This window comes from Clostridium cylindrosporum DSM 605, from assembly GCF_001047375.1.
Taxonomy (GTDB): domain Bacteria; phylum Bacillota; class Clostridia; order Clostridiales; family Caloramatoraceae; genus Clostridium_AB; species Clostridium_AB cylindrosporum.
The window spans coordinates 1-14,166 of the sequence record NZ_LFVU01000023.1 but is presented as its reverse complement, the minus strand read 5'-3'; the positions used below and the strand labels follow the sequence as shown (position 1 = coordinate 14,166).

Sequence of the window (14,166 nt, the reverse complement as noted above, 5' to 3'; positions counted from 1 at the left end):
TTCTTATTCCATGCCTTCCTTTTTCTAATTCATCAAGTAGATCCTTTATCTCATTTTCATTTAGTGTCTTTGGTAATGTTTTTTTGCTTCTTTTTCTCACTTTTAACCAATCCTAAAAATATTTTTTATTTATACTTTACTTTCATTAGAGCTTAAAGTAAAATGCAGGAACCCTAGAAATGGGCGGAGTTTGCCCTTGCAAATTCAAAATAGCAAACCCCACCCACGTTTTTTGTATTTTATTAAAAATTTTAAAAAAAATTTTAGTAAAATGCAGTTTACCCTTGCTTTGACACAAGCTTAACGTATGCGCCCTATAAAGTCTTTTCTGCTTAACTAGTACCGTCATGCCCCACTAGTAACCACACGATAGTGGCTCACAGAATGCCCTCATGGAAGGTTATTATCCTTCAAATGAGCATATTATCACTCCTGACTAACGCCCCCTGTTGGACTTTTGTATTTTACTTGGGCTTGTCCCCTTTTACCCAATTACGACATAGGTAATATATAGGGTTATCACCTATGCCGAGCCTTTCTTCTTGCTTAGGAATTACCAAAGGTAATATTAAGGCTAGACCATTGTTTTTATAGTGGTATCAGCTTCCACTACTTATTTTTAAAGTTGATTTATCTATCACAACTACATATTAAGTTTTCATTTGTAAAATGAGCATAAAAATAGCTCCCAACCGATAAAAAAAGGTTAGGAGCTTACGCCCTTGGTAATCTATTACATTGACATATGTTTTTTTAGGCTTTATAATTATGTCATATAATGCGAACAGGAAATAATCCTGTTGCGAACCTTTAAAAAGTCACACGCTTTGGTCGGTTGGGTGACTTTTTTACTTTTTTGTACTTTTATTTTTCATATTTGATATATAAATATTCTTACCGAATACATTTTTTTGTATTATTTACCTCTATCTTATTATCTTCCCAGTCAAAAAGCAATGTTAATTTTTTGATATTCGACTCATATCCTTTACTTGTCTGACTATTTTTACAATTCAAACTTATTAACTTTTACATATTTTATTTCTATTTATATTTTTTAAACGTGCTATTTACAAGGGTTTACCCCTATTTGGGTTTCTTTTGAAACTCTTTTTCTGTATCCTTTTAACCCTGAGTAGTCTTATAAAAAATATTTTTTCTATTTAATTTCTTCTATAAAGTTTCTTATATAAAATCTTCTCTTTGATATAGAAAGCTAATTCTCAAATTAAACTTTATTTGTTTTTTAAATAATTCCTTGCTTGTCAATGCAGCAGCATGGACAAGCCTAAGACCTCAAAGCTTCGACCCTAAGAAATAGGATAAAATGTCCTTGCTTGTACCATGAAGGAATCATTCCGAATGGTACAAGCCTATCCCTAAAGGAATGCCCCTAAAAAAGACCCTAGAGCTTTGACCTCGTACAGTATAAGACTGGACTAGCTATGCAGTTACTACAAGTGCTGGAAACCTAGGCATATGCTCCAGCCTTGGTGGTAACAAATAAGCCTGTCCAGACTTATTCTGTACGAATGCTTTAATCATATTCATATTCTAATTACATTTCGATAAATCGCACTTTTAGCGTGGTGATGGACAAGCTGCTTGCAGCTAGTACAACATTGCGCTAAAAGTGATTTAGCGTAGTGGAATTAGTATATGAATATACCACTATGACCCTAAAGCCATAACAGTAGGCCCGCTCGTAAGTAATTATCCATAAGGATAATATCCTTATAATGCCCTAGATAAGTGACCACAGAAAGACCACAGATTTTCTGCCCTGGACTTCAATCAGTAATTATCCTAAAAGGATAATATCTTTTTCATATAATTCTATTGCCTATCTTCCTAATTATGGGTACAATGTAATTGAATTGCAAGGCACCTACACTAATATAAAAAGCAAGTACATTATCCCTAAGTACCTGCTTTTTTTATGTTTTATTCAAGTAATCTATTCAATTCAGCTTCTGATATTCTCCATTCCTTGCCTAGCTTTGTGGCAATTATCTCACCAGCATAAATTTTTCTCAAAATAGTTTCCCTTCGATACCCCAATTTTGCAGATACATCACGAACTTTAAACCATCTCATCTCAAATGCTTGTTTTTTAGCCCTCAATGGCTCTCTAAGCGTATTTTCTTGGTTAGAGAGAGTGTTAGGTTGAACATTACCTTTAATGGTTAATTGGTTCACTTTAAGTAAATCTTGGTCTTTTTCAAAATCAGATTTATATTCTCTTCTGCTCTTCTTATCTATAGTAAATTCTTCAATATCATTTAAATCATTAACTTTTGATAAATCAACTTTTTCATCTGAAAAATTAATTTCCAAAACTATTCATCTCCCTTTTTATCTTTTAAGGAAATATTAACATAAAAGCACATAAAGTCCACTTTAATCAATTACTTTAACTTAACATCATACAAAATCACATATTAAAGTAAAGTTACAGTAACAAAAATCAACCTATGCCTGATGATCTATAGCTATAACTTTAAAAGTAACTAATAAAAAGGACATTATGCTTTGCATACATTCTGAACTAGTGCGAGCCTTATGTCTTTCTCTTTGGTCAACTCTATTGTCATATCTTTAGGGTCAATAAGGAATAGGCATATCATATTCAGCTAGTACATCATACTAAACTAGACATTTAGCTAAGTGTTGTACTAGCCACAAGTGGCTAATCCATCACTCCGCTAAATGCTTAGTTTAGTACATTGATACAGGCTTTGAATATCATATGCCTATGATTGAAGAACCCACGCAGAATAACAAGGGACAGGCTTGCAGAAGTTACCACCAAGCATGGAGCATTCGCTAGCATTCCATGACTTGTAGTAACTTCTAGCTAGTCCCTTGTTATACTGCGTGAAGTCACTCCTTTAGGGTCTTTCCTAGGGTCAACGCTCTAGGGTCTTTTCTTCTGTATTCCTTTAGGGAATAGGCTTGTCCACCCTTATAGGGTTGACAAGCAAGGAATATTTAAAAAAGTTTTCACCGAAAAGCAACATTTATTCACCTATTTAATACATATAATTGCCAAAAAATGCAATAACATTTACTTTCAACTAAAGATATGACAAACGAAAAATTTTACTTTAAGCCTTGAAAATACTAGGATTAGGATAAACAAATCAAGTAAAAAGGAGGTCCAAAAGTAATGATTAAAAGATATTTTGAACAAAGAAATCTTATTCTTGAAGTAAACCTTGGAACAGATAAAAATGGAAAATCAGTATCAAGAAAATACAATTTCAGAAACATCAGACCGAATGCTACTGATACTTCAATTCATGCTGTTGCAGTGGCTATTTCAAAATTAATACCCTTCCCAACAGATGCTATTTCAATAGTAGAGCAACAAGGTCTGCTTGACGATAGCATGGAGGCTTAATCATCTAAAAAATAATTTAAGGAGGTAATGACAATGTATAAAAAGGTACTCTCTCTATACTTCTTAGACAGTAACGAAGAAGTTCATAGAATTAACATACCAGAAGTAAAGGACACCATAACATCTGCTGAAATTAGAGCATTAGCTGAATTAATAGTCGATTCCGATGTGTTTGGCTTTGAAAATGCACAAATGGTAAAAGCAGTTTCTGCTAAAGTTATTGAAACTAGTACAACTGAAATTACTTACTAGTAAATACTTAAAGCTAATGAGATGTATATCTTATTAGCTTTAGTTTTCAAAATGAAAACAAAAGGAGGTAAAGCTTATGTTAGATGAAAACTTAATAAATACAATCGCTAATATCGGATTTCCAATCGTAGTTTGTACATATCTGCTAACGAAATTAGATAAAAGGCTAGAAGTATTAACGGACACAATAACAAAGCTTAATACTATTATTGAGAACAAAAAGGAGTGAATTTTATGTTTAAAACAACTGTAGTAATTGATCCTGGTCATGGTGGCACAGATAGTGGAGCTATAGGAAATGGACTAAAAGAAAAAGACATAAATCTAAAGGTGGCCCAAATGGTTAAGTCTAACCTTTTAAAACATAAGATCAATCCGATTTTAACAAGAGATAAGGATCTATTTGTATCTCTAACAAATAGATGTATTATAGCAAATAGAAATAATGCAAGGCTTTTTGTATCTATTCATTGCAATAGTTATGCTGATGCAGGAGCTAATGGAATTGAAACTCTGTATTATAGTCAAAAGGGCTCAGAGTTGGCTAAGGTTATAAATGATAAGTTAGTTAAAGCAACAGCTCTTAGAAATCGAGACATAAAACAAAGGACTAATCTCTCAGTCCTTAAAAAAACTAAGATGATTTCTTGCCTAACTGAAATTGGTTTTATATCTAATGCAAATGATTCAAAACTTTTAAAAAGCAATGAACACCTCTCAAGGGTTGCAGAAAGTATTACAAATGGAATACTATTATACTTAACAGAGCATTAAAGCATACCTAAATTTAAAGGTATGCTTTTTTCATTCCCCTCATATAATTCGGGTCATGGAATAGTATTCAAAAACTAAATATAAAAAATTTAGTTCTTGAATACTATTATTACTACTTTTAATATATAATTTTACTTAATAGTTACATAAATATTCCTATATACTACACAATATTTCATACAGGAATACTAATAAGTGAAATACTTAAAGGAATTTTAAAAAAAATATTAAATTCCTATTAATAGGAGAAAAAATTTAGGTAGGTGCAAAAAAATGAACATAGGACAATTAATTGATGACGAACTAACAAAGCAGGGTAGAATTAAAAAAAAGATAGCTGACAAGGTAGGGATTAACCCTAGGAGCTTTATCTCCAAAACTAAAAATGATACATTTTCTGCTGAAGAACTTTTAAAACTGGCAGTCGTGCTTGATATAGACTTAAACTCATTAAAAAATAAAATTGCTAAAGAGATTGAAGAATAATAATAAAAAGGCCGCTATGTATATAGCAGCCTTTTTATTATTATCGAGATTAATTTAATGTAATTATCTCCTTTACATGTAAAAAACCATCTATCTATGTATCTCACAGATAGACGGTCTTTTATTCCATATCTATTGCAACTTCGGATATAGAATTATCTCCTGTCTCATGATCAAATATGTTATTTAGAGTCATCCCCATTCTCTCTATCAATCCTACCACTAGTGCATTTCCCATACAAAAATATCTAAACTTTGGAGGCATACCAGTATTTGTCCAGTTATCCTCAAATCCATTTAGACGTTCACATTCTACTTGAGTTAGCACTCTCAATCTATTTGTTTCAGGATCTCTAATTACATGAGTACTTCTATTTTTAGTTGACTCACTAGTTAACATTGTTCTTGCTGGTCTATCTAAGTTATCTGGAAATGAAATCGCACCTTCTCTAAATGTATATTCATGACCAGTCCTAGACTTTCTAGGTATTGCCTTAGCACCTTTCATGTATTCCCAATCACCTAGTTCTTCTCCTAAATAATATTCTTCAGGTACATTAGTTTCTAATACTTCTCTTAATGTCATAGGTGTTTCTAATATAGGAGTGTATTTTTGTGTCATAATTCTATTATTGAGCATGACACCACTATTTAAAAACTCAAATTTAAACTCATTGGATATAGTTAATATATCTTGATTTAGCTCACATTCATTAGTAAGTACAATATCTTCCACCGGAAACTGTTCAGCAAAAAAGCCTCTATCTTTTATATAATCACTTATACTTAAATTATTTATGACTTCTATTTGTCTCCTATAATAATTTGTAGTATTCAAATATGCAAATATAAATACTCTTGTTCTCTTTTGCGGAAAACCATAATCTGCAGCATTTATTACTCTCCACTCAACGCTATATCCTAAATCTCTAAATGATGCTAGTATAATAGCAAAATCTCTACCTCTTTGTTTAGCTGGTGACTTTAATAATCTATCTACATTCTCTAGTAATACAAAGGGAGATCTATTTCTTTGTAGCATTTTCTTTATTTCCCACCATAGAACTCCCTTTTTACCCTCTATGCCTCTTGCTCCTGTAGCTGCTACTGAGTAATCTTGACATGGAAATCCTCCAACTAACAGATTGTATCTAGGTATTTCATATTGTTGTGGATTATCATTTATTTCTTCTATGTTAATATTTTGTGTATTAACATTTGGGAAGTGATTTATATAGCATTCATAAGCGTGCTGACTCCTTCTACTAGGCTCCCATTGATTAGCAAAGACTACTTCCCACTCTGTATTTGCTCTTTTTAACCCAACATGAAATCCACCAACTCCTGCAAACAATTCGCATACACTTTTCTCCATAGTCATCGTTATATTCCCTACTTTCTATTTGTAAAATTATGAAAGAGAATTTCATGTATGATATACTAATATTGTCAATTATATGCAACATTTTAGTATATCATATTAAAAATTACTTTTTAATTATAATATATTTATCTATCTAAGAAAAGATCCAATTTATATATTTATACAAATTTATTTAAACTTTTTTAGGGGGTGTTTAAAATGAAGTTTAATTCAGAAAAAGAACTATTAGATTATACAGAAAGAATTAAAGGAAAGACATTTGGTGAATTAGATAAACTAGATTTGCTAAATAAACTTAAGAATGATAAGGGAGTTTTAGGTAAAGTAGTTGAAACTGGATTTTATGGTTATAGCTTAAACAATAGTGCCCAAGCTGACTTTTCTTCTTTAGGAATAGAATTAAAAGTCACTGGACTTAAAGTAAATAAAAATAATACAGTGTCAGCGAAAGAAAGATTAGTATTAAGTAAAATTAATTTTTGTGATATTGTTAATGAAACATTTGAGTTTAGTAAATTAATCTTCAAGAATAAGAAATTATTGATTATATGGTATGAATATAAAAGTAATACTAGTTACTCTGATTTTGTTATAAAGCATTACCAACTATATGATATGTCTATAGATGAAGATGTCCTTAAGAATGACTTTTCAATAATAAAAAATAAGGTAATAAACGGACAAGCCCATTTACTCTCTGAAGGTGATACCTCTTATCTAGGAGCCTGCACAAAAGCTTCTGACAGTTCAGAAAGAACAAATCAACCTTTTTCTAATGAACCTGCTAAACCTAGAGCATTTTCTCTTAAAAGTTCTTTTATGACAGGGATATTAAGAAACTCTGATAAACTTCTTACTAACCATAATAACTTCAAAACAGTTGAAGAATATGTTCTAAGTAAACTAAAACCATACATAGGTCTAACTCAACTAGAAATTTATAATAAAATCACAGGATTAGAAATTAATCGTATTCCTAAAAACTTAAGCAAAATGATTTCTGATAGGCTTATAGGGAAAGATACAGAATTAGTATCTAAACACGACTTATTTTCAAAAACAACTTTTATAATCAAAAATATACCTGTAGATGAAAATTACCATCCAATAGAAAGGTTATCCTTCAGAAATCTTGTTCTCTCCGAGTTCTCAAATGAATGGGATGATTCTGACTGGCAAAATTACTTTCAAGAAGTTACTATTATTCTTATTTGTTATGAAGGTAAAAATAAGAGCAATGGACATAGAGTATTAAAAGGAATTAAAAGGATTGCATTTACAGCTGATGATATTAGTTTATTTGAGCAGTCATATAAAATGGTTAGGGATGCAATTAAAGATAGGGATATTTCCAAGTTACCTTACCCAAACAAATTTAATGAACCTACTTTAGTAATTGCTCCAAAAGGTAATTCTGGAGATGACGCTTATAATAATTTCTTTGAAAATGATACTACAAAAACTTGCTTTATGTTAGATAAAGAATTTGTATATAATAAAATTAAATAATAATATATGAAAATTGTTAAATACATATATACATAAAATAAAGTGAGCTATACTTAAAAATATAAGTATAGCTCTAAAATTATAATAAATATTTTCTAATTATCTCTGTCTATCAATTAATTCATTAATTGATAAGTTATAACCATGAATTTTCCTATGACAATTATTACAAACGATCCTTAAATCATCTAGTTTAGTAACATGATTTTCTTTCATATCCGCGACTTTTATTTTATCATGATGAATATCTAAAGGGAGTTAATTTTCTCTAAATTATCCATTAACATTTTATTTACGGAACCTATAGCTGCAGCACTTCCTGAAAAAGTAATCCCTTCATTACTTTTATCCCAAGAACCGCCATAATTCAGCCAAACATCATCATGTCTCCATTCTGTATCTTCAATTACCTTGTAAATTACATCATCTGATAGTTCCATTTTATTTTTAGCGTTATAGATAAACTTACAAATACCTTGTAATATGGAAGCCTTACCTAGCAAGTACTTTTTTCTATTAGTGATATCACTAGGAAGATAGGTAAATAAATTATCAAAAATTGCATTTACATTTTGCTTATGAACTTGATAATTTTCAGATTTTAAAAATGAATCATCTTGTTTGTCTTTACCAAGAAGTAAAAATGAAATACTATTAGATATAGTATTTAGCAAAGCAAAATTTGGGTTTTTATCTGAAAGTTTATTATTTTCCATATCTATACCATAAGCTGAAAGAAATTCATTCTCTTCTGATACTTCTTTTGCTAATCTTATATAAAGATTAGATTGATTAAACTTTAGATTTACTGATTTACTAGGTGGCTTAGCTAAGTTATTTAAGTCATGAAATAGTTGCATTTCTTCACTTTCCGATATGTTTGCAAAAATTACAATAGGAAGAGTCATTTCTTCAAGGAGATTTAGTTTTCCTTTTAGAAGCTCCTTACTATCTCCTGCTTTAGTTTTTCTTATTTCTTTTTTAATTTCACTTATTGCTTTTCTAACCCCTTCAAATCTATGTTGACCATCGTTAATGGATAATTGGCTAGTAGTATCAATTGCAATTACTTGCTTTGTATCATTAAAGAAGATATCTCCCCTACAGGTAGCTGTAATTGAGGTTAAAAAACTCATATTCCCTTCCTCTAAACCTTTTAATATGTAACCAGCAAGTAGATTAACTCGCGTTTTATCAACCTTTCTTTGTACTTTAGGAAAAACAGCTAAAAATTTCTCTAAATCTCTAAACTTAATTAATGATGTATAAATATCTTTTCCAAATTGCTTTCCTTTAGTACCAGATATTGTTGTAATTGAGCCTGTAGCTAACATACTTTATTCCTCCTCTAAAATCGCGAGCCGATTATATTTTTTTTAATTAATTCCTATAATAACATGCAAAGAAAATAAAAATCAATAGTTTTTTTAATTTAATATGCTTCTTTTGAGGTAGTTCTATACTTTTATGTTCAAAAAACATATACGGCTCTATTCTTAAGAGAATACTATCTACCTATCAATCTACTTGTAAACTGAATGTCTATAACTTTTTAGTTTAATTTTTCAATTTAGCCCTCTAAGCTTACTGCTTCTTTTAATTTCCTACAACTAATAGTCTATTAAAAGCTCATGGCTACATCTTTTAAGAATAAAACTTTATAAAATAACGCACGGCTATCATATATTATACAAAACATTTAACAATTGAAGTAATATAAAATATTTCACGGCTCTTCTTTTTTAAAATCATAATCATATAATTATAGATCTGCTATACATTTTATTTTAAATCAACTATTTTTCCGGTTACTTTATCAATATTATTTATTTAAAAGCCTTGATATATATTTTAGATAAGATTGTTATTTTCATAAGAATCTCTTAAACTTTTTCTTCTCTTTGTATTAAAAAATCTCAATCGACTAAAGTTTCGCATTATATGTATAAAGCGAAACTTTAGTCGATTAGAAATTTATAAAAAAGTGAAGGTAGTAAAGATTTATCTCCCTACTACCTCCACCCTTATTTTACACATTTATTACAAGGATCTGATTTTCCTAACCTTTTGACATCTTTTAACTTACCACTTTTTATAGTTTTGCTTCTACTTAGTGTAGTGCAACTCTTAGTTGAATGATAAGACTTTCCGTTAGGTACATAGTATACAGTAGAATTATCACCTAACTTACTTGTAGATGGTGTACTTGATTTACTTGGAGCTGGACTTGTTTTACCCCATAACCCCTTTTTTCCTTTTACTGCTTCACTTTGGAATGTAGCAAATGTCTTAGCATATTTAGAATTAGGTTGAACTGTCATTACTTGTGCATATCCATTTAGTAATAGATTAGCATTAAACATCTTTGCCCTAATTTCTTTTGCACTATCTGAAGTAGGTTTTGAAATCCATACATAAGCTAGTAATCTTCCATACTTATCTCTTTGTCCTACATCATATGTAAGATATACTGTTTTACCTGTTAACTTAGACTTAGTATAATTAGCAGCTTCTTTACCATATGTTTGAAGTGGCTTTAGCTCAGGTGTATTTACTCCTATAAGCCTTACTTTTTCTTGTTTTTTGCCTAATTGAACTGTTATAGTATCACCATCATATACAGATAAAACTTTAGCTGATGTACTAGTAAATGTTGCTGCATCTGCTTTAATTATAGACATAGTAAATACAAGCATAAATGATAATGCAACACTTAAACTTTTTAGTTTTTTCAATTGTATCACCCCTTTTGGGAAGATTATACCACCTTTGTAATCTAATTATTATATTTATTTAAAAACTCGTGCAATGCTTGGCTTAATATATCCTGTTTCTTGTACGTATAGTTGTTACAAAACTTATTAAACCTATCTAGAACATCATCATAAACTTTAAAGGTTTTTCCTACTACTTCCCCTTTAGTAGCTTCATCTGATATATCTAACTTACTTATCTCTATTATATTTTCATTATTCATTTGCTTTCTGATCCATGCAAATAATTCTTCTTGCTCCTGTTGTTTTTCTTGTTGCTCCTTTACCCAAGATATAGTATTAATCATTTCTGCTTTTAAAGTAACATCATTGTAACTCTTTTGTACTACTGCTTTCTTTTGTGTTACTTTAGTATTACTTTCATAGCATTCTATGGTAGTAGCACTTTCATCATACTTTTGTAGTACATATTGTCCTATAGCTTTATCATTTACATATCCATTACGCTTAAATGTGTCAGCAACAGTATTCTTAGCTAATCCATGCTCCTTGACTATATCACTATGTGAATGTCCTTGTTCATATTGAGATATAAAGAACTCTATACGTTCAATGTCTGAAAGGCTTTTAAATTCTTCTCTATTCATATTAATGCACCTCGTGTTACTTTTGTAATACTTTTATAATACAATTCGGTAACACTTTTATATTACCTTTGTAACTTTTATAATTAATTTCATTTATATCTTCAGTTAATTCAAAATCATTTTGCATTGAACAAACTCTACTTACAATATAATCTAAAATGAATTTTCAATAATTCCTTATCAGGTGAATCCTGTAAAGGTTCTCTAAAATTCGCGTCTTTTAATAGGTTAATAATTATATCATCAGCCTTCATTCCAAATATAATCTTATAATTTTCGTCTAGGGAGAAGTATCCTTTATCAAATAATTTATCATGTTGAGCACATAAGCATATTGCATTTTTAGGATTTAAACGATTTTGTTCATCAACTCTCCAAGGTATAATATGACTACAAATAAGTAAATCATCTTTATCAATATCACATAAAGCACATTTATGCTCATATATATCTAAAATATAATTTCTTAACTTATCTTGACCTACTCTTTGCTTTGTTTCTACTGTTATCTCAGTATCAACCGTACCATATGTATTTAATCCCCTAATTACTTTCTCAGCTTCATTTTCTTCCTTAAAGTAATCCTTTATCTTTTTTAAAATTTCAAGATAGTTTCCAGTTGAATTTTTAATTAAATCATTTATATCTTCTTTTGCAAGAATTCCCTTTTTATCACCATTAATATTAAAATGATGAAGAATATCCATTGTAACAAACCCTCCACCCCTAGCAGGTGAAGGTAATCCAAGTATTTCAAACTGGATTTTCCTATGACTTAGCCCATCAACCAAATATGCCTTTACTACTTTTAATACTTCTTCTTCTGTAAATCTATCCAAATATCTTGCCAAATCTCCTACCTCCAAAGAATAATACACAATTTTAAACAATTATGTATTAAGTATATCAGGTTATTATATTGCATCATCTTCTTCATCTTTCAATATATCTTAAATTTAGAATGAAGACACACTTACCTCAAACCCATGCTCATATAACTCCTCGATTATAGTTTTAAAGTAGTGTTCATTTAATTCACTCAACTGTACTACTATTTTCACTTCTTCTATCCTATCATAGCCACTGCTTCTTAATTTAATTATAACATCTGATAAACTACCTCTTACATAGCTAGGATTTTCTGGATGAGGTACTATTTCTTCACCCCTAAAATTAAATACAGGACAAGGTGCAAAATTCATTTCAACAGCTACAAGCTCTGATGTTTCAACTAATCCATGACTTGTTAAGCTTTTAAATATAAATATCAATTCTATTCCTCCAATACTATATGTTCTTATATTTCGTCATCAGCTTCATCATATGGATTATATATTTCATCATCTGACTCTTCTGTATTATCATCAGGTTCTCCTATGTACCCTAATTCTGATTCGTCCTCAGAATGCTCAATAAACTTTTTGGCTCCGTATACTCCAGCAGCAGCTGCTACAACTACTATAGTAGCTTTTTTTAATCCATCAAGTGCTTTATCTCGGATTTCTCCAGAACCTCTCATTTTCTCCTTATCACAATCTTTTAATTCATCTTCAATTATATTTATTTGAAGTTTATAGTAGTCATATATCTCTTTTTCCTTTTTATGTCGTTCACTTAAATCTTTTATATCTTCTAACGTATCTAACGCTTTACCTCTTCGTTGTTTTAACTCAGCTAACTCTTGTATTTTACTTTCTCTTACTGCTTTTGCACCTTTAAAGTGCTTATCGTGTATATCCATTGCTTTATCGTATTGATCCATTGCTTTACCTTCTAATCCTATTGCAGACTCTGTAATACGTTTTACAAGATTTAGTTTTACAAGATTTAATTTATTAACTGCATTTTTAATATTTAACTTACCATTGCTATCCATACTAACTACTCCTTTATAATTAAATTATGTTTTATTATCTTAATGTACAATTCTTGAACTTACTATTTAAATTTTTCTATAAGTGCAAAAATATAAGCTGTATTTCTTGATTTTCTTGTAACCTCATTCCTTATCCCTATCTCATTATCAACCCAGCGATTGTAATATAAACATACAAATAAAAAGTCCTTTTTTGATATTGATCTTTTCATTGAAAGTTTACTTGATGGAGTGTGATTTGTAGCCCCTTCTACATATAATTTATCTCTTTTAAATTGTACTTTAAACCAAAGGCCTGTTTTAGTTTGTAATTCATCTCCTGAAGAAGATAGTTTTGAAATAATACTATTCCATAATACTTCACCATTCATTAATTTACACTTCCCTTTAACTTGATATAGTTTATACTTGTTTATGCTGCAGTTTGACTTAGTCAAGCAGCAGCATAAGCAAGTTGACGTGCCGAGTCCGCGAGGTAGTCCAAAGTCATACAATGTCATATATAATAATATTGCTCTATCATACATATTCACCTAATCACATCTAGACACACATACACACATGAAATATCACTCAAAGTCATATATCAAGAGTTAAAAAAATTTTTCCAAGCTAAAGAAAGCATTTTCAAGTTGTTCATCTTCAACAAACGTATATATTTGAGTGGTTGAAATGTTAGAGTGCCCCAGCACCTTTTGTATTGTCCTTAAATCAATCTTATTTTTTAGCATATAAGTAGCGCAGGTGTGACGAAGTGCGTGAGGTGTAATGTTCTTTTCTATACAAAGCTTTTCTACAGCCTTTTTAATAAATATTTGAATTGTTCTAGGTGTAATCCTTTTATTAAACTGACTTTGAAATAATGCATCAACACTTGAGCTCCTAAATATTAGATACTCTTTAATAGCATCAATGCAACTATTATTCAGAAATACTATTCTTTCCTTAGAGCCTTTCCCCAAGATGTAGATTTTATTATTATTGAAGTCAACATCTTGTATGTTAAGACTACATAGTTCACTTATCCTTAGTCCTGTGTTAAGCATTACTATAGCTATAGTCCTATTTCTTATTCCATGCCTTCCTTTTTCTAATTCATCAAGTAGATCCTTTATCTCATT

At 30.0% G+C, this 14,166-nt stretch carries 16 protein-coding genes; 6 read left to right on the top strand and 10 right to left on the bottom strand.

The genetic code is table 11. The features are described from left to right. Nucleotides 1–1,944 precede the first annotated feature (1,944 nt). Nucleotides 1,945–2,337, bottom strand: coding sequence for a helix-turn-helix domain-containing protein (locus CLCY_RS13900; protein WP_048570136.1), 393 nt, complete (start codon nucleotides 2,335–2,337; stop codon nucleotides 1,945–1,947). Between the two features lie 832 nt (nucleotides 2,338–3,169). Here CLCY_RS13900 and CLCY_RS05550 point away from each other — a divergent pair. From CLCY_RS05550 to CLCY_RS05535, 5 genes are all read left to right on the top strand, one after another. Then, nucleotides 3,170–3,403 carry a DUF1659 domain-containing protein gene (locus tag CLCY_RS05550; protein ID WP_048570135.1) on the top strand — a complete coding sequence of 78 codons (234 nt, stop codon included), beginning with the start codon at nucleotides 3,170–3,172 and terminating at the stop codon, nucleotides 3,401–3,403. Nucleotides 3,404–3,436: 33 nt separating this feature from the next. Beyond that, nucleotides 3,437–3,655: a DUF2922 domain-containing protein gene (locus CLCY_RS05545; RefSeq protein WP_048570134.1), complete on the top strand. Its 219-nt coding sequence runs from the start codon at nucleotides 3,437–3,439 to the stop codon at nucleotides 3,653–3,655. Nucleotides 3,656–3,731: 76 nt separating this feature from the next. Next, a complete protein-coding gene (locus CLCY_RS13465) occupies nucleotides 3,732–3,884 on the top strand; it encodes a YvrJ family protein (protein WP_082141724.1) in 153 nt (50 codons plus the stop codon). A 5-nt stretch (nucleotides 3,885–3,889) separates the two neighbouring features. Next, the gene (locus CLCY_RS05540) at nucleotides 3,890–4,429 is read left to right on the top strand and encodes an N-acetylmuramoyl-L-alanine amidase family protein (protein ID WP_048570133.1); all 540 of its coding nucleotides are present in this window, start codon (nucleotides 3,890–3,892) and stop codon (nucleotides 4,427–4,429) included. Nucleotides 4,430–4,702: 273 nt separating this feature from the next. Then, entirely contained in the window at nucleotides 4,703–4,915 is a 213-nt protein-coding gene (locus CLCY_RS05535; RefSeq protein ID WP_048570132.1) for a hypothetical protein, read from the top strand. A gap of 121 nt (nucleotides 4,916–5,036) precedes the next feature. Here CLCY_RS05535 and dcm read toward each other — a convergent pair whose 3' ends face one another. After that, nucleotides 5,037–6,290, bottom strand: a complete 1,254-nt coding sequence (gene dcm / locus CLCY_RS05530) for a DNA (cytosine-5-)-methyltransferase (protein WP_048570138.1) — start codon at nucleotides 6,288–6,290, stop codon at nucleotides 5,037–5,039. Between the two features lie 207 nt (nucleotides 6,291–6,497). On the opposite strand from dcm, the gene CLCY_RS05525 reads away from it, so the two are divergent. Continuing rightward, the gene (locus CLCY_RS05525) at nucleotides 6,498–7,808 is read left to right on the top strand and encodes a Sau3AI family type II restriction endonuclease (RefSeq protein ID WP_048570131.1); all 1,311 of its coding nucleotides are present in this window, start codon (nucleotides 6,498–6,500) and stop codon (nucleotides 7,806–7,808) included. A 248-nt stretch (nucleotides 7,809–8,056) separates the two neighbouring features. Here the strand turns inward: CLCY_RS05525 and CLCY_RS05520 are convergent, their stop codons facing one another. The 8 genes from CLCY_RS05520 to CLCY_RS05485 form a co-directional block, all read right to left on the bottom strand. Then, complete coding sequence (locus tag CLCY_RS05520; protein ID WP_048570130.1) at nucleotides 8,057–9,142, bottom strand: DNA sulfur modification protein DndB; 1,086 nt, start codon at nucleotides 9,140–9,142, stop codon at nucleotides 8,057–8,059. 690 nt (nucleotides 9,143–9,832) lie between these two features. After that, a complete protein-coding gene (locus tag CLCY_RS14065; RefSeq protein ID WP_278336146.1) occupies nucleotides 9,833–10,543 on the bottom strand; it encodes a thermonuclease family protein in 711 nt (236 codons plus the stop codon). A gap of 41 nt (nucleotides 10,544–10,584) precedes the next feature. Continuing rightward, nucleotides 10,585–11,169 carry a hypothetical protein gene (locus CLCY_RS05510; RefSeq protein ID WP_048570129.1) on the bottom strand — a complete coding sequence of 195 codons (585 nt, stop codon included), beginning with the start codon at nucleotides 11,167–11,169 and terminating at the stop codon, nucleotides 10,585–10,587. A 137-nt stretch (nucleotides 11,170–11,306) separates the two neighbouring features. After that, on the bottom strand, nucleotides 11,307–12,020 hold the full coding sequence (locus CLCY_RS05505; protein WP_048570128.1) for an HNH endonuclease: 714 nt from the start codon (nucleotides 12,018–12,020) through the stop codon (nucleotides 11,307–11,309). A 105-nt stretch (nucleotides 12,021–12,125) separates the two neighbouring features. Further along, nucleotides 12,126–12,440 carry a hypothetical protein gene (locus CLCY_RS05500; protein ID WP_048570127.1) on the bottom strand — a complete coding sequence of 105 codons (315 nt, stop codon included), beginning with the start codon at nucleotides 12,438–12,440 and terminating at the stop codon, nucleotides 12,126–12,128. Nucleotides 12,441–12,466: 26 nt separating this feature from the next. Further along, complete coding sequence (locus tag CLCY_RS05495; RefSeq protein WP_048570126.1) at nucleotides 12,467–13,045, bottom strand: hypothetical protein; 579 nt, start codon at nucleotides 13,043–13,045, stop codon at nucleotides 12,467–12,469. A 62-nt stretch (nucleotides 13,046–13,107) separates the two neighbouring features. After that, a complete protein-coding gene (locus tag CLCY_RS05490) occupies nucleotides 13,108–13,416 on the bottom strand; it encodes a hypothetical protein (RefSeq protein WP_048570125.1) in 309 nt (102 codons plus the stop codon). 222 nt (nucleotides 13,417–13,638) lie between these two features. Next, the coding region (locus CLCY_RS05485; protein WP_048570124.1) for a tyrosine-type recombinase/integrase at nucleotides 13,639–14,166 on the bottom strand (528 nt) is incomplete at its 5' end.